A 16,340-nucleotide genomic window follows, 5' to 3' on the forward strand; every position below is an offset into this window, starting at 1 on the left:
TGCACTGCCCTGCGCCCGCGGGACGATCAGCCCCTCCGCCCCGCGCAGGAATGTGCTAACATGCCTGTGCCGAAATCGCGGAGGACCACATGACAGCCTTCGAAGTTTTCGCGATCTATGTGACGCCCTTTGTGATCATCGGGATCGCCATCAAGCTGTTGATGAAGCGTTACTCCGTCGACCTGCCCGACGCGCAGAAGCAGGCAGGCTCCGCGCCGAAGCGCCGTTTCTTGCTCGGCGCCTGGCGGACCGACTAGGTCGCGTCGCGAGCCATCCCTGACCGCCTTCGCGGAGGAATTCTCAAGGCCCGGCGATTCATGTCGGGGGCTTGCGCGAGTGATGACACCGCGCTGTTTGACGTCTTGGATTGCGACTCATCCTCATCGTCGTCCCGGCGAAGGCCGGGATCCATTACCCCAAGTCTCAATTGGTGCGCGGCGCTGGGGCCACGATCACGCACATCGCTGAATGCGGTGGTAATGGGTCCTGGCCTTCGCCAGGACGACGGTGGTGATTGCGGGACTGTCCCAATCCCCAATTCATGCGAACACGACATTTTGTCATGCCGCGCGCAGTTGCAATTTTTGCATTGCATCATATGATGAATATAATCCAATCAAATCCCCGGCATTGAAGGGAGTCCAGCCATGGCAACCAGCACCGATCCCGTCGTCATCCTCTCCGCCGCCCGCACCCCGCTCGGCCGCTTCATGGGCGAACTCTCGCCGCTGGCGGCCCACAAGCTCGGCTCGCACGTGATCGGCGCGGCGCTGGAACGCGCCAGGCTTGCGCCCGAACGCGTCGACGAGGTGTTCATGGGCAACGTACTGCCCGCCGGCCAGGGCCAGGCTCCGGCCCGCCAGGCCGCGCGCGGCGCCGGGCTGCCGGATGCCACCGGCGCCACCACGGTCAACAAGGTTTGCGGCTCCGGCATGAAGGCGACCATGCTGGCCCACGACATCATCAAGGCCGGCTCGGCCGAGATCGTGCTGTCCGGCGGCATGGAGAGCATGAGCAACGCGCCGTATCTGTTGCAGAAGGCGCGCGGCGGCTATCGCGCCGGCCACGACCGCATCATCGACCACATGATGATGGACGGGCTCGAGGATGCCTATGAGACCGGCCGCTCGATGGGCGATTTCGGCGAGGCGACCGCGGAGGCCTATCAGTTCACCCGCGCCGACCAGGACGCGTTCGCGATGGAGACGCTGAGCCGCGCCCGCAAGGCGGTCGAGGGCGGCGCCTTCAAGGCCGAGATCGCACCGATCACGCTTGCGGAGAAAGCCGGTCCGCGCATCATCGCCAATGACGAGCATCCGCTGAAGGTCGATCCGGCGAAAATCCCCGGCCTGAAGCCGGCATTCCGCGCGGGCGGCACCATCACGCCGGCCGCCTCCTCGGCCAATGCCGACGGCGCCGCGGCGCTGATCCTGAGCCGGCGCTCGCTCGCCGACCGCGACGGCCTGCCTGTTCTGGCCGAGATCAAGGGCCACGCCACCCACAGCCAGGAGCCGCAGTGGTTCACGACAGCGCCGATCCCGGCGATCAGAAAACTGCTCGACAAGGTCGGCTGGAGCGTCGGCGATGTCGACCTGTTCGAGATCAACGAGGCATTCGCGGTGGTCGCGATGGCGGCGCAGCGCGACCTCGGTATTCCCCGTGACAGGCTGAACATCAACGGCGGCGCCTGTGCGCTCGGCCATCCGATCGGCGCTACCGGCGCCCGGCTGATCGTGACCTTGCTGCACGCGCTGGAGGCACAGAACCTGAAGCGCGGCGTTGCCGCGCTGTGCATCGGCGGCGGCGAAGCCACCGCGATCGCGGTCGAGCGGGTGGCGCACTGAGCTAGTCAGCCGTCATTGCGAGCGAAGCGACTTGTCCGCCGAAGCCTTGGCGAAGGCGGAAGCAATCCATCCTAGCGCGTGCGCGGAACGATGGATTGCTTCGTCGCTTCGCTCCTCGCAATGACGGTCGCTTATGAATGGCGTCCGTGAGGCAGTTCGACGGCCCACACGCCCGAGTCCGAAAACGAGGGAACTTTGGCATTTTAGCCATGGCGTCCCCGTGGCATATTGTGCATCACGAATAGAATTCTCATCGCATTTCATCCGGGGCCCAATGATCTCGAACTGGCTTGCTTCCGCCCTCGCCCGCCGCAACATCCATTACGGCTGGGTGATGGTCGCCGTGACCTTCTTCGCCGCGCTGATCTCGGCCGGCACCGTCGGCGCGCCCGGCGTGTTCATCGTGCCGCTGCAGAAGGAGTTCGGCTGGTCGACCGCCGAGATCTCCTCCGCGCTGTCGATCCGCTTCATCCTGTTCGGGCTGATGGCGCCGTTCGCCGCCGCGCTAATGAACCGCTACGGCCTGCGCAACGTGACGCTGGCGGCGCAATTGATCGTGGTGTCGGGCCTATTGGCCTCGCTCGCCATGACGCAGGTGTGGCAGCTCATCCTGTTGTGGGGCGTCGTGATCGGGATCGGCACCGGCATGACCGCCCTGGTGCTCGGCGCAACCATTGCGACCCGCTGGTTCGTGGCGCGGCGCGGCCTCGTGATCGGCATGCTCACCGCGAGCGTCGCCACCGGGCAGCTCGCCTTCCTGCCGCTGCTCGCTACAGTCACCGAACATTATGGCTGGCGCGTCGCGCTTGGATTCGTCTGCGTCATGCTCGGCGTCGCGGCCTTTGCCGTGCTGATGCTGATGCGCGACCGGCCGAGCGATGTCGGCCTGCGCCCATTCGGCGACGAGGGCACCGCGCCCCTGCCCGCGCCGCCGCCGGCCAATGCGCCGATCATGGCCGCCGCGCTCGGCACGCTGCGCGACTCCTCCAAATCGTCGGTGTTCTGGATCCTGTTTGCGACCTTCTTCGTCTGCGGCGCCTCGACCAACGGCCTCGTCCAGGTCCACCTGATCCCGATGTGTCTCGACTACGGCATCCCACAGGTGCAGGCCGCGAGCCTGCTCGCCGCGATGGGCATCTTCGATTTCTTCGGCACCATCATCTCGGGCTGGCTGTCGGACCGCTTCGACAATCGCAAGCTGCTGTTCTGGTATTACGGCCTGCGCGGGCTGTCGCTGCTGTACTTGCCATACTCCGACTTCACCTTCTACGGGCTGTCGCTGTTTGCGATGTTCTACGGGCTCGACTGGATCGCGACCGTGCCACCGACGGTGCGCCTCACCGCGCAGCGCTTCGGCGCCGAGCGCGCCAATCTGGTGTTCGGCTGGATCTTCGCCGGCCATCAGCTCGGCGCCGGCGCCGCGGCGTTTGGCGCCGGGGTGTCACGCACGCTTTACGCGAGCTATCTGCCGGCCTTCTTCATCGCGGGCGCGCTTTGCGTGATCGCCGCGCTCAGTGCGCTGGCGATCTCGCGGCCGCAGCCCAAGGCCGTGCCGGAGGCGAAGCCGGCCGCGGCCTGATGGCGCGCCGCTGCGCGCTACTCCGCGGCGAGGCCGGTCGGCTCGGCGTGCTCGACCTTGTTGTAGTCGTGCACGACGCGGCCGAACGGCAGCGTCAGGTCGGCGAGGAAGTGATGCGCGCCGACGACGCGCTTGACCGGGAAGTCCGCGACCGGTGCATTGACGTGCGGCACGAGATGCAGCCGGCCGGGCCCGATCCACGACCCCTTGACGACGATGTCGGTCAGGTTGATCGCAACCAGCTGGCAGATTTCGAGATGCCCGTCGACGCCGGGGATCATCTTCAGATTGATCTGCGTCTTCGACAGCGTGGCACGAGTGACGTCGCCATTGCCCGCCATGCTCTCGTGCTTGTAGCCCATCGTGCCCATCGCGACGAGCTGCCCGGCATATTCCAGCGTGCCGGTCAGCGTGTCCTTGACGATCTCGAGCTTGGGATGGGCGTACTTCTTCGGAAAGCCCCAGATCTCGCGGCCGGCCGCGATCGGCGGATCATCGTCGAGATACATCTGGCAGACGAAGTTGACCTCCTCGCCATGCAGCCGCGCCGGGATCACGAGACCGGACTCGGTGTAGCTGCCGAAGCCTGAGCTGTCGGGCATCTTGATCCATTCGTAGTGCACGATCGCCTGCTCGATCGGCTCCAGCGGCTCAGGCAGGGCGGCACGGATCAGCTCCGGCTCGGTCTCATAGGTGATGACGAGGAATTCGCGATCAATGAAGCGGTACGGACCGGCGGGATAGCTCGGACCGGCAGCCGGCATCGACGGAAGCTTGAACAGGTCTTCCCTGCGCATCGCAATAACCCCCTGTTTGCAAAGTTTGCGCGGAAGCTAACGGCCGAGATTGACAGCGAGATGAGGGATTTCAGTCAGGTGCATGACCCACGGCTTGCGGTGGAGGTCAATGCTAACCATGCAGGCAGCCATGCCGCACCGCCATGCACGGGCACCGCAGTTGTCATCACGGCGTCATCGGCGGACTGAATTCTCGCCGCGCATTTTGGAGTGTCTGATATGGACGCGCGTACCCCTCATCCCGACGATATCGAGCACGCGACGCCCGGCTGGCGTCCCGAAGGATGCGATCGCGTGGCCCTGGTTCTGCAGGGCGGCGGCGCGCTCGGCGCCTATCAGGCCGGCGTCTATCAGGCGCTGCACGAATCCAACATCGAGCCGGACTGGGTCTGCGGCGTCTCGATCGGCGCGATCAACTCGGCGATCATCGCCGGCAATCCGCCCGAGAGAAGGCTGGAGCGGCTGCACACGTTCTGGGATCGCATCACCAGCCGCAAGATCTGGCACTACACGCCGGATGGCGACATCTTCCGGAAGGCGCGCAATTTCACCAGCTCGTGGATGACGACGACGCTGGGCCAGCCCGGCTTTTTCACCCCGCACCAGAGCAATCCGTGGCTCAGCCCGGCCGGCGCGCGCACCGCCACCAGCTACTACGACACCACCCCCTTACGTGAATCGCTGCTCGAGCTGGTCGATTTCGACCGCATCAATTCCAAGAAGATCCGCTTTGCGGTCGGCGCGGTGAACGTGCTCTCCGGCAACTTCATCTATTTCGACAATGCCCATGACGAGATCATTCCCGAGCACATCATGGCGAGTGGCGCGTTGCCGCCGGCGCTGCCGATGGTGAAGGTCGGCACCGATCATTTCTGGGACGGCGGCATCGTCTCCAACACTCCGCTGCAGCATCTCCTCGACCAGGAGGACAACGCGAACTCGCTGGTGTTCCAGGTCGATTTGTTCTCGGCGCGCGGCGCACTGCCGCGCGACATCCAGGACGTGATGGCCCGCCACAAGGACATCATGTATTCGTCGCGCACCCGCTACAACACCGACGTCTACCGCAAGACCTACGGCCTGCGCTGCGCCCTGCACAAGGCGCTCGAGAAGATCCCCGAAGACCAACTGTCGGAGGAGGAGCGCCAGCTCAAGAAATCGAACAGCAAGCTGCCGGGCATCACGCTGCTGCAGCTGATCTATCAGCAGAAGGCGTATGAAGGTGACGCCAAGGACCACGAATTCTCCGGCACCTCGATGCGTGAACACTGGGTGAGCGGACACGAGGACACCAAGCGCTCGCTGAAGCGGCGCGAATGGATCAAGATGCCCGAGAACGGCATGGGCATCGTGATCCACGATGTGCATCGCGAAGCGGAGTAGATAAGGTCGTCATTGCGAGCGAAGCGAAGCAATCCATGTCACCGCTTGCGGAGATATGGATTGCGTCGTCGCTGCGCTCCTCGCAATGACGATTGGGAGAGCCCTTACGGCCGCGTCGACATGTTGCTCGGCGGGCCGGCCGTGCGGATCGGCTCGGCGAGACGCGCGAACTCGCAAAGCAGCGAGCGCGTCTTGCGCGGGTCGATCACCTCCTCGACCCAGAACTTCTCGGCCGAGCGGAACGGCGAGCGCAGCTTGTTGAGACGATCCTCGATCTCGCGCAGCTTGGCGGCGGGATCGGCGGCAGCGTCGATCTCGGCGCGATAGGCGGCCTCGATGCCGCCTTCGAGCGGCAGCGAGCCCCAATAGGCCGACGGCCAGGCATAGCGCATCGAGAAGCGGTTGGCCGGCTGATGCACCACGCCGGCTACGCCGAAGGCGTTGCGGATGATGATGGTACACCAGGGCACCGTGCTCTGGTTGACCGCGGCCATCGCGCGCACGCCGTGGCGGATGGTCGCTGTCTTCTCCGCCTCGAGCCCGATCATGAAGCCGGGGCAATCCATCAGATAGACCACCGGCAGATGGAAGGTCTCGGCGAAATCGACCCAGCGCACCACCTTCTGGCAGGCGTCCGCGGTCCACGAGCCGCCATAGTGGAACGGATCGCTGGCGAGCAGCAGCACCGCCCTGCCCTCGATCCGCGCCAGCCCGGTGATCACAGGCCGGCCGAAATTGCTGGCGACCTCGAAGAACGAGCCCTTGTCGACGACCGCGTCGATGATCGGCCGCATCTTGTAGACCTGCTTGCGATTGCGCGGCACGGCCTTCAGCAGCGATTCCTCGGCGCGTTCCGGATCGTCGGTACAGGGAATGGTCGGCGGCAGATCGTAGACCGACGCCGGCAGGTAGGACAGGAAGCGCCGCGCGTAGTCGAACGCCTCCTCTTCCGTCTCGACCGCCTGGTCGATCGCGCCGGCGCGGGTCTGGATATCGGCGCCGCCGAGCTCCTGCTTGGTCAGATCCTGGCCGAGCCGCTTCACCACCGGCGGACCGGCGACGAACATTGCGGAGTTCTTGGTCATGATCGAGTAATGCGTGGCCGCCAGCCGCGCGGCGCCAAGGCCAGCGACCGAGCCGAGGCCAAGACCGACCACCGGAACGCACGACAGATTGGCAAGCGTGTACCAGTACGAGCGCGTGCCGCCGACGCCGCCGGGCAGATTGGCCGCGCCCCGGGTCTCGATCGTCTTCACCGAGCCGCCACCGCCGGAGCCCTCGATCATCCGGATGATCGGCAGGCGGAAGTCATGCGCCATCTCCTCCGCCATCAACGGCTTGGTGGAAATCGATGCATCCGCCGAGCCGCCGCGCACGGTGAAATCGTCGCCGACCACCACCACGGTTCGGCCGTCAACCCTGGCGCGGCCGAACACGCAGTTCGCCGGCGTCAGATGCTTGAGTTCATTGCTCTCGTCGTATTCGGCGATGCCGGAGATGGCACCGACTTCATGGAAGCTGTTCTGGTCGACGAGCTTGTCGATACGCTCACGAACCGTGAGCCGGCCCTGGTCGCGTTGCCGCTTGACCTTGTCAACGCCTCCCATCTCCCGCGCGAACGCTTCGCGCCGGGCGAGGTCGTCGAGTTCCGGCTTCCAGTTCATTCATTGCCTCCGTCTTGATGATTTTGTTGTTGTTATGGGTGGTCACCGGAAGCGATTTGCGTTCGATCCGATTGCTGAAGATGTCGCCGTCGGCGCCTTCGAGTAGGCTGCCGAGCGCGGCGGCGAGTTCGACCATCTGCGGCGCGACCTCGCGGTGCAGCCGCTGCTCGTCATACATCGCCGAGAGCAGGCCGATCGTGGTGACCACATAGGTCTGATATTGCGGCGACCATAGCGGCACCGCGACGCCGTTGATGTGCGGGCTCCACAGGCCGCAGGCGACGACGTAGCCGTGCTCCTGCAGATGCCGGCGGTTGGCCGCGATGCGCGGCGTCAACATCTTGGCACTGTCCGGCAGTTCGCCTTCCATCTCGGCTATCAGCGCATCGCCGATCGCGGGATCGAGCGCCGCGGTATAGGCATGGCCGGCGGCGGTGGTCGCCATCGAGATGCGGCTGCCGGTCGCCTCATGCAGGCCGAGCGCGTTCGCCGCGCGGGCGAACTCCAGATAGACCAGATGGAAGCGGTCGGGGATCACGAAGCCCACCGTGCCGGGCAACTGGTCCGCGACATCCTGCAGACGCAGCCGGATCAGATTGCGCAGCTGGAGCCCCTTCATCATCGAGGTGCTCATCGCGACCGCGCTTGGGCCGATGCGATATTTCTGATCGCGCGGCAGATAGACGAGTTGCCCCATCCGCGTCAGCGTGTGCGTCAAGCGCGACACCGTCGATCGCGGCAGGCCGCAGCGGTTCGAGATTTCGAGATTGCCGAGCCGGGCTTCGTGCCCCTCGAAGCACCGCAACACATCAAACGCGCGCGACACCACCTGGATGACATCGCCATCGCCAGTCTCGCTGGCGAGCATTCCCTGCCGGCTAAGCCGTTCCGAGCGCCGTCCCATTTGTTTTGGCTCCATTCCGTCTTGCGGAATAAAATTCCACTTGCAGATAAGGCTACCTCAGGCAATCTGCCGCCACAACAAAAAGCCGTTCGCCGGATGAAATTTCCGCAAGACGGTATCGGAGAGTGGAATGCCAGAGATCAAGATTGTGACCGAAGTTGCCGGGCGCGTTTGCGCGCTTCCCGTTGAAGCCGGCAGCAATATCGGCGACGGCGCCGAGATTGCGTTCGTCGAGGCGATGAAGATGGAGATACCGGTCACATCGACCGCAGCAGGCAAAATCAAGTCGATTCTGGTCAGGATTGACGACGTCATCGCCGAAGGCCAGGCCGTCGCGATCGTCGAGACCTGAGTGCGGCTGCCGAGCCGCCCGGCTCGGACCAAATTCCCAGATGTCATGTGATGGACGGTGGCTCCTTCGGGAGTCGCACGGCGTCGCATGCTGTTTCGCTTTCGAAACATTCTCGACTAGAAAGTTTCGTATGGCGACACAATTTCCGAGCAACCGCTCGTTTTGTGAACATCTGTTCGAAAACCGACAGCCACCGGTTCGCGCCTGCTCGGCTCCGCACACGGCTGATCTCGATGCGCGCTCGGTTGCGCGCGCCCTGATTGCGTTGCACAACAGGAGGCGATGAAACAATCGCCTCCTCCCGTCACCGCCAGCACCGTCAACTGGGCCCGCTCGCAGCCGCCGCTGCTGCGGTTTCTGCACGCGTGTTACGCAGACTTCCTCCTGGAAGCCGGCGGCGCGGTCGCCGACTACATTCCGGAGCTCGGCAAGGCCGACCCTGCCCATTTCGGCATCAGCCTGGCGACGCTCGACGGCCATGTCTACGAGGTCGGCGACACCAGGGTGCCGTTCACCATCCAGTCGATGTCGAAGCCGTTCGTGTTCGCGCTGGCGCTGGACACACTCGGCGCCGAACGGGTGGAAAGCGTGATCGGCGTCGAGCCGTCGGGCGATCCCTTCAACTCGATCCGGCTCAATGCCGACAACCACCCGTTCAATGCGATGGTCAATGCCGGCGCGATCGCCTGCTCCGGCCTGCTCCATGCCGACAAGGGCGACGGCGCTTTCGACTACATCCGCCACGCGCTCGGCCGCTTCGCCGGCCGCGAGCTCGATGTCGACGAGGCGGTCTACGCCTCCGAGAGCGCCACCGGCGACCGCAACCGGGCGATCGGCTATCTCTTGCGCACCAATAGCGTGATCACCGAGAACGTGCCCGCAGTGCTCGACGTCTATTTCCGGCAATGCGCCATCCTGGTCACCGCGCGCGATACCGCCGTGATGGCGGCGACCCTGGCCAACCGCGGCATCAATCCCGTGACCGGCGAGCAGGTGGTGACGCCCTACGCGATCGCCCGCACGCTGTCGGTGATGACCTCGTCCGGCATGTACGACTTCGCCGGTGAATGGATCTACCGCGTCGGCATTCCCGCCAAGAGCGGCGTCGGCGGCGGCATCCTGGCGGCGCTGCCTGCCCGGCTCGGGCTCGGCAGCTATTCGCCGAAGCTCGACAAGCACGGCAACAGCGTGCGCGGCATCAAGGTCTGCGAGGCGCTGTCGGCGCATTACGACCTGCACATGCTGAACCGCAGCGACGACGCCCGCCACAGCATCATCGCCGACTACAACATCGGCAAGAACCCGTCGCGGCGGGTACGGCGGCCGCAGGAGCAGGAGATCCTGGCAAAGCACTTCCAGGAAGTGCGCGTGATCGAGCTGGTCGGCACGCTGTCGCTCTCCAATGTCGACTACGTCTCGCGCCGCCTCGCCGGCAGCCCGCGGCCGGAATTCGTGATCTTCGACCTGCGCCGCGTCACCGCGACGACCCGCGCCGGCGCCCGGCTGGTGGCGGAGGCCTTCCAGGAGCTGGCCGAGCTCGGCGTCACCGTGATCCTGTCCGGCATCAAGCGAACCTCACGGGCGTGGGCCACGATCAGCGAATGGACCCACCGGCTCGGCAATATCAGGGACTTCTATCTGCTCGACACCGCGATCGAATGGGCGGAGGACCAGATCGTCTACCGCTATGGCGGCTCGATCGACTTCCTCGAGACCACGGAGCTTGCCGAGCAGCCGCTGCTCGCCGGATTGAGCGAAACAGAGATCGCCGACCTCACCTCGCTCTGCACGGTCAGGACCTATCAGCCGAACGAGAAGATCATCGCTGCCGGCAGCGAGGCGACCTCGCTGTTCTTCCTGCGCAGCGGCGTGGTCCACGTTACCCTGCCCGACGGCATCCGGCTCGCGACGCTGACCGCCGGCATGGCATTCGGCGAGATGGCGCTATTGGAGCCGAAGCGCTCGGCGGACGTGCTCGCCGACATGTCGGCGACCGCCTATGAGGTGGCGATCAGGGACTTCGAGAGCTTCCGAGAGCAGCATCCGCGCGCCGGCGAGCGGATCATGCGCAACCTCGCGCAGATCCTCGCCGAGCGGCTGATCGTGGCGAACGCGAAGGTGGATCTGCTGACGTCGGGGTAGCTACAGCCTGCCGTCGCGGGGCGCCCCGGCCAAAATATCGAAAACAACCCCATGCAAAGTAGCCGGCGGCTGCCGGCGCTCGACAAGCAACTTGACACGTCGGGCAACTCAGCGATATTTTTCCATTATTCCGAAATAGTGCGAGCGCCCCTTGGCCCCGCCTTCGCGGGGCGGAGCCGCGCAGTGCGACGTCCAGAGCGCACCTTTCCGGATCATGCTCTAGCTCACCACTTCCGTCACCGGCTGCATGTCGATCTCGAACGTCTCGAGAAACTTCGACGTCATGATGTAGAAGCCGACCGAGAGCTGCAGCTCGATCAGCGCGGCCGGCGTCAGCAGCGCCGCGATCGCCTTGAAGGTGGCGTCCGTCGGCTTCTTCAGCTTGACGATCTCGTCGGTGAAGGTGAGCGCCGCGCGCTGCACCTCGTTGAAGCAGGCAGCTTGCTGCCAGTTCTCCAGCGCGGCGTTCTGCTCATCGGTGACGCCGACGTTCTTGCCGATGCGCTTGTGCGCGACGATCTCGTAGGGCGCCTCACAGAGGATGCCGGTGCGCGTGATCGCGAGCTCGCGCACGATCGGATCGAGCTCGCCCTTGTGGCGGATCGCGCCACCGAGCCGGCAGTATTGTTCGAAGTAGCTCGGCGAGTGCGCCATCATGCGGAAGATGTTGGCGTTGCGGTTCTTGTCGAGGATCTCGCGGGTGCGCGGGCTTGCCTTCGCGGGATCGGAGTAGTCGATGCGGGCCATTTCCTAACCTTGATCTGCTGTCGTTTCTGTCGGGTTCCGAAACAGTATCCGCCGACCGTCGCAGGAGCAACACGCGCGAGTCAAATTGCCGCCGCATTCCCAGACAACCCTGACATAGTCGATATTCGCTGAGTGGGGACTCATCAAAGCGAATGCTCGACGCGGGGTGTTCCGAGTACAAAATCTGGCCGTCGAGCGCGCAATCCGCGCAACGATGAGTCACGCCCAAGTCTAGGGGAAACGCATGAAGGAAGCCACCAAGAGGGCGGCCTCGGAAGCGCTTGCGCAAATGCTGGCGGTGACGGCGATGCTCGTCATCGCCAGCTTCGTCTTTTATTGGCGATAGTATCCGCAACTCGAGGGGCAAGAGTGATCTGATTCAGCCTCGTCTTGCGTACTGATCGGATCGTTCGGCCCCTCATTTCGCCTTTGCGAAATACGGAACCAGCCGTCCCGCAAATTGCGTGAAGCGCGCGAAAACCTTGTCGCCGATGGCGAGGTCGTTGTCGCCATGCGCCATCATGCGAAACCCCTCGTCGGCGTCGACGAGCACGATGTTGTAGGGCACATGCGCCCTCGTCTCCGGCGTCGCGGCGCGGCAGACCAGTGAGGCCGCATACACGGTCCCTGCCCCGCTCGCGCGATGTTCGGCGAGATCAGGCGAGCCACAGGCGGCGCAGAAGCTGCGGCGGAAATACTGCCGCGCACCGCAGGCGTTGCAGGTCTGGTAGACGATGGCTTCCGCGCCCTTGGTCCAGTCGACGATCGGTCCGCTCATCGCACGCGCTCCAGGAACATGCTGACATGCGACGACAGCACACCGCCGTCGCCGTGCAGCAATGCGACGGAGGCGTCGCGCACCTGGCGGTTGTCGGCGCGGCCGGTCATCTGCAGATGGGTTTCGACCAGATGCGCCATCGCGCCGCCGACGCCGCAATGGCCATAGCTGAGCAGGCCGCCATGGGTGTTGAGCGGCATCTCGCCGTCCTGATTGAAATGGCCGGCGCGTACCCGCGCCGCCGCCTCGCCGCGCTTGGCGAGGCCGAGGTCTTCCAGCAGCATCGCGAGCGTGATCGTGAAGCTGTCGTAGACCGCGGCGTAGCGCACGTCCGAGATCGCGACGCCCGCAACCTGCTTCGCCTTCGCGATCGATATCTCGGCGCCGAGTTCGCTGAGCGCGGGCGCGGCCGTGACGTGCTGATGGGTATGCGCCTGGGCGCAGCCGCGGACGCGGACCTGGTGCTCGGCAGTCGGCTCGCGACTGATCACGCACGCCGCGCCGCCGTCGGACACCGGGCAGCAGTCGAGCAGTTTGAGCGGCATCGCCACCGGCTTCGAGGCCATCACGTCGGCAACCGTGATCGGCTCATGGAATTGTGCGCCGGGATGCGTCAGGGCGTGCTTGCGCATCAGCACCGCGAACTCGGCAAGGTCTTGCTGCGTCAGACCGTACTCGTGCATGTAGCGCGTCGCGACCAGGCCGTAATAGGCCGGGATCGTCGGCCCGAGCGTCACCTCGTAGTCGGGGTGGCCGACCTGGGCCAGCGCCTGGATCGAGGCGTCGCGGCTCTGCCCGGTCAGCCGGTTCTCGCCGCCGACCACCAGCACGTGCTTCGCAACCCCGGCATCGACGAGGTGATGCGCCAGCATGGTCATCGCAAGGCCTGTGGCGCCGCCGACCTGCACGGCATGGGCGTATGACGGGCGGATGCCGAAATGCTCGGCGAACACGGTCGCCAGCATGATGTGCGGCGAGACCGTGGAATAGCCGCACAGGATGCCATCGATGTCGGACCGCTTCAGCCCGGCATCGGAGATCGCAAGCTCGGCCGCCTTGCTCATCAGGTCGAGCGAGGACAGACCTTCATGCTTGCCATAGGACGTGAGGCCGACGCCGGTGACGAAGCTCATTTCTTAACCTCCCCTTGCAAAGGGGAGGTCGGCTTGCGCGAGCAAGCCGGGTGGGGATCTATCTCCGCACCGTTCGCTCTCGCCTGTGGCTGACCCCCACCCTGCCCTCCCCCTTTCAGGGGGAGGGAAAAGAAAGCGTTGTCTGCGCGAAGCCGATCTCATCAATACGACTTCGGAAGGCCGAGCACCTTCTCGCCGATGAAGCTGAGGATGAGCTGCGGGCTGATCGGCGCGATGCGCGGGATCAGCGACTCCCTGAGGTAGCGCTCGACATGATACTCCTTGGCATAGCCGAAGCCGCCATGGGTCATCACCGCCTGCTCACAGGCGTGGAAGCCGGCTTCCGCAGCAAGATACTTTGCCGAGTTCGCGGCCGGACCGCAGGGCAGGTTCTGGTCGTATTGCCAGCCGGCGCGCAGCACCATCAGCCAGGCGGCCTCGAGCTCCATCCAGCACTTCGCCAGCGGATGCTGGATCGCCTGGTTCATGCCGATCGGACGGTTGAACACGATGCGGCCCTTGGCGTATTCCGACGCCCGCTTCAGCGCGATCTGGCCGAGGCCGACAGCTTCGGCCGCGATCAGGATGCGTTCGGGATTCATGCCGTGCAGAATGTATTCGAAGCCGCGGCCCTCTTCGCCGATGCGGTCTTCGACCGGGATCTCGAAATTCTCGAAGAACAGCTCGTTGGAGTCGACCGGCTTGCGGCCCATCTTCTCGATCTCGTGCACGGTGACGCGCTTGCGGTCGAAATCTGTGTAGAACAGGCTGAGGCCGTGGGTCGGGCTGCGCACCTCCTCCAGCGGCGTGGTGCGCGCAAGCAGCAGGATCTTGTTGGCGACCTGCGCGGTCGAGATCCACACCTTCTGGCCGTTGACGATGTATTTCTCGCCCTGGCGCACGGCGCGGGTCTTGAGCTGGGTGGTGTTGAGGCCGGTGTTGGGCTCGGTCACCGCGAAGCAGGACTTGTCGCGGCCGTCGATGATCGGCGGCAGCATGCGCTGGCACTGCTCCTTGGTGCCGAACACCGCCACCGGGTTGAGGCCGAACACGTTCATGTGCACCGCGGACGCGCCGGACATGCCGGCGCCGGATTCGGAGATCGTGCGCATCATGATCGCAGCATCGGTGATGCCGAGCCCGGAGCCGCCATATTCCTCGGGGATGCAGATGCCGAGCCAGCCGGCATCTGCCAGCGCGCGGTGGAAATCGGCCGGATAGCCGCCCTCCTTGTCCTTCTTCAGCCAGTAGGCCTCGTCGAAGCGCGAGCAGATCTTGGCGACGGCATCGCGGATCGATTCCTGGTTGGCGGAGAGTGCGAAATCCATCTGTCGTGCTCCTATGCCTGCACCGCTTTGGCCGCGCCGTCGCGCACCATCGCCGCAATCTCGTCGGCCGAGAAACCTGCCTCCTGCAAAATCTCCGCACTGTGCTCGCCGAGCCGCGGCGCCAGCCGGCTCGGCTCGACCTTGGTCTCCGACCACCGCGCCGACGGCGTCATGCTGCGGATACGGCCCTCGGTCGGGTGATCGACCACGGGGAACACGCCGGTCGCGACCATGTGCGGATCCTCCAGCAGGCTCTCCAGATCGTGCATCGGCATCACGGGCACGTCGGCCTTCTCGAGGATCGCATTCCACTCGGCCGTGGTCTTGGTCTGCAGGATGCGCGCGAGCTCGGCATAGACGACGTCGATATTGGTGGCGCGGCCGGCGAAGGTCGCAAATTTCGGATCGCTGCGCAGATCGTCGCGGCCGGTCGCCTTGAAGAAATTCTCCCACTGCTTGTCGTTATAGACGATCACGCAGATATAGCCGTCGAGCGTCTTGTACGGTCGCCGGTCCGGCGACAGATGCCGCGCATAGCCGCCCTTGTCGAGCGGCGGATCGTAGGTCAGCCCGCCCATGTGGTCGCCCATGACGAAGCCGGCCATGGTCTCGAACATCGGAATGTCGACGCGCTGGCCCTGCCCGGTGCGGTCGCGATGCACGAGGCTCGCGCAGATCGCGCCGACCGCGGTGAGGCCGACGATGCGATCGACCAGCGCATTCGGCACGTAGCGCGGCACGCCGTCCGAGGTCTGCGCCATCAATGCCGGCAGCGCGGTGGCGCCCTGGATCAGATCGTCATAAGCGGGCTTGGCGGCATAAGGTCCCTCCTGGCCGAAGCCGAACACGCCGGCATAGATCAGCCGCGGATTGACCTTGGCGACGACATCGTAGCCGAGTTGCAGCCGCGCCATCGCTTGCGGCCGCACATTGTAGACCAGCACATCGGCCTGCGCGATCAGCCGCAGCACGGCCTCGCGCCCGGCCGGCTTCTTCAGGTCGAGGCAGACCGAACGCTTGCTGCGGTTGGTATTGAGGAACACCGGCCCCATGCCGGGATGCCGCGTCGGACCGATCTGCCGCGTCACGTCGCCGTCCGGTGATTCCACCTTGACGACGTCGGCGCCGTAGTCGCCAAGCATCTGGGTGGCGTAGGGCCCCATCAGCACGGTCGTCATATCGACGACCTTGATACCTTGCAGTGGTCCCATCGTGCTGTTCGCTCCCGGATGTTCTGGATTGAATCCTGGAGCGCGATGAGACCAGGCTGAAGCGTCATCGCGCTCAAGCTTCTTGTTTGAGCATGATCTTTTCGGAAAACCGCTTCGCACTTTTCCGGATCATGCTCTAGTAACGGGAGGTCTTTGCCGAGATCAAGCTGCGCCGGGCGTATGGGCGTATGCGCGGCGGCGGCCGGATCGTTTCCGCGCGGCGGAACGCTGGGCGGACAAACGAAGCCTGCCCATCGCCGGCCCGATGCCGATTACTGCCCGGTCATCACCTCGCGCGCCTTCAGGAGCTTCTCCAGTTCCGCATTCTGCTGCTCGAGCCGCTCGGCGATGCGCTCCTCGACTTCGGCACCCGCAGCGCCCGCGGCCTGCTCGATCAGCTGCCTGATATTGTCCCGGAGGATTGCGATGCGATCGTTCACTTCCGACAGCGACAGAGACGTCTCGATTCCCATGGTCC

The 16,340-nt window shown here is 64.9% G+C and carries 15 protein-coding genes; 6 read left to right on the forward strand and 9 right to left on the reverse strand.

Annotation, left to right across the window (positions count from 1 at the left end; translation table 11 throughout):
- Positions 1 to 89: 89 nt before the first annotated feature.
- From XH92_RS27305 to XH92_RS27315, 3 genes are all read left to right on the forward strand, one after another.
- Complete coding sequence (locus XH92_RS27305) at positions 90 to 257, forward strand: hypothetical protein (RefSeq protein ID WP_194454876.1); 168 nt, start codon at positions 90 to 92, stop codon at positions 255 to 257.
- 390 nt (positions 258 to 647) lie between these two features.
- Positions 648 to 1,844, forward strand: coding sequence for an acetyl-CoA C-acyltransferase (locus tag XH92_RS27310; protein WP_194454877.1), 1,197 nt, complete (start codon positions 648 to 650; stop codon positions 1,842 to 1,844).
- A 274-nt stretch (positions 1,845 to 2,118) separates the two neighbouring features.
- A complete protein-coding gene (locus tag XH92_RS27315) occupies positions 2,119 to 3,423 on the forward strand; it encodes an MFS transporter (RefSeq protein WP_194454878.1) in 1,305 nt (434 codons plus the stop codon).
- A gap of 17 nt (positions 3,424 to 3,440) precedes the next feature.
- On the opposite strand, the gene XH92_RS27320 is transcribed toward XH92_RS27315, so the two are convergent.
- Positions 3,441 to 4,220: an acetoacetate decarboxylase gene (locus tag XH92_RS27320; protein ID WP_194454879.1), complete on the reverse strand. Its 780-nt coding sequence runs from the start codon at positions 4,218 to 4,220 to the stop codon at positions 3,441 to 3,443.
- Between the two features lie 219 nt (positions 4,221 to 4,439).
- Between XH92_RS27320 and XH92_RS27325 the strand changes: the two genes are divergently transcribed.
- Positions 4,440 to 5,603 carry a patatin-like phospholipase family protein gene (locus XH92_RS27325; protein WP_194454880.1) on the forward strand — a complete coding sequence of 388 codons (1,164 nt, stop codon included), beginning with the start codon at positions 4,440 to 4,442 and terminating at the stop codon, positions 5,601 to 5,603.
- A gap of 104 nt (positions 5,604 to 5,707) precedes the next feature.
- On the opposite strand, the gene XH92_RS27330 is transcribed toward XH92_RS27325, so the two are convergent.
- Positions 5,708 to 7,267, reverse strand: a complete 1,560-nt coding sequence (locus tag XH92_RS27330) for an acyl-CoA carboxylase subunit beta (RefSeq protein WP_194454881.1) — start codon at positions 7,265 to 7,267, stop codon at positions 5,708 to 5,710.
- Complete coding sequence (locus XH92_RS27335; protein WP_194454882.1) at positions 7,197 to 8,171, reverse strand: IclR family transcriptional regulator; 975 nt, start codon at positions 8,169 to 8,171, stop codon at positions 7,197 to 7,199. The genes XH92_RS27330 and XH92_RS27335 overlap by 71 nt, the downstream gene beginning before the upstream one ends.
- Before the next feature lie 130 nt (positions 8,172 to 8,301).
- Between XH92_RS27335 and XH92_RS27340 the strand changes: the two genes are divergently transcribed.
- Both XH92_RS27340 and glsA read left to right on the forward strand, forming a co-directional pair.
- Positions 8,302 to 8,523 carry an acetyl-CoA carboxylase biotin carboxyl carrier protein subunit gene (locus XH92_RS27340; RefSeq protein ID WP_194454883.1) on the forward strand — a complete coding sequence of 74 codons (222 nt, stop codon included), beginning with the start codon at positions 8,302 to 8,304 and terminating at the stop codon, positions 8,521 to 8,523.
- A 282-nt stretch (positions 8,524 to 8,805) separates the two neighbouring features.
- The gene (gene glsA, locus XH92_RS27345; protein ID WP_194454884.1) at positions 8,806 to 10,665 is read left to right on the forward strand and encodes a glutaminase A; all 1,860 of its coding nucleotides are present in this window, start codon (positions 8,806 to 8,808) and stop codon (positions 10,663 to 10,665) included.
- Positions 10,666 to 10,884: 219 nt separating this feature from the next.
- Here glsA and XH92_RS27350 read toward each other — a convergent pair whose 3' ends face one another.
- The 6 genes from XH92_RS27350 to XH92_RS27375 all read right to left on the reverse strand — a co-directional run bounded on the left by XH92_RS27350 (position 10,885) and on the right by XH92_RS27375 (position 16,335).
- Positions 10,885 to 11,412, reverse strand: a complete 528-nt coding sequence (locus XH92_RS27350) for a carboxymuconolactone decarboxylase family protein (RefSeq protein ID WP_194454885.1) — start codon at positions 11,410 to 11,412, stop codon at positions 10,885 to 10,887.
- Positions 11,413 to 11,830: 418 nt separating this feature from the next.
- Positions 11,831 to 12,190, reverse strand: a complete 360-nt coding sequence (locus XH92_RS27355; protein WP_194454886.1) for a Zn-ribbon domain-containing OB-fold protein — start codon at positions 12,188 to 12,190, stop codon at positions 11,831 to 11,833.
- Positions 12,187 to 13,323 (reverse strand): thiolase family protein, encoded by a 1,137-nt coding sequence (locus XH92_RS27360; RefSeq protein ID WP_194454887.1) that lies wholly within the window; start codon positions 13,321 to 13,323, stop codon positions 12,187 to 12,189. Before XH92_RS27360 ends, XH92_RS27355 begins: the two co-directional genes overlap by 4 nt.
- Before the next feature lie 161 nt (positions 13,324 to 13,484).
- The gene (locus tag XH92_RS27365) at positions 13,485 to 14,651 is read right to left on the reverse strand and encodes an acyl-CoA dehydrogenase family protein (RefSeq protein WP_194454888.1); all 1,167 of its coding nucleotides are present in this window, start codon (positions 14,649 to 14,651) and stop codon (positions 13,485 to 13,487) included.
- Positions 14,652 to 14,662: 11 nt separating this feature from the next.
- Positions 14,663 to 15,862 (reverse strand): CaiB/BaiF CoA-transferase family protein, encoded by a 1,200-nt coding sequence (locus tag XH92_RS27370; RefSeq protein WP_194454889.1) that lies wholly within the window; start codon positions 15,860 to 15,862, stop codon positions 14,663 to 14,665.
- 272 nt (positions 15,863 to 16,134) lie between these two features.
- Positions 16,135 to 16,335, reverse strand: coding sequence for a hypothetical protein (locus tag XH92_RS27375; RefSeq protein ID WP_028334995.1), 201 nt, complete (start codon positions 16,333 to 16,335; stop codon positions 16,135 to 16,137).
- Between the last annotated feature and the right edge of the window lie 5 nt (positions 16,336 to 16,340).

The organism is Bradyrhizobium sp. CCBAU 53421 (assembly GCF_015291625.1).
Classification (GTDB): domain Bacteria; phylum Pseudomonadota; class Alphaproteobacteria; order Rhizobiales; family Xanthobacteraceae; genus Bradyrhizobium.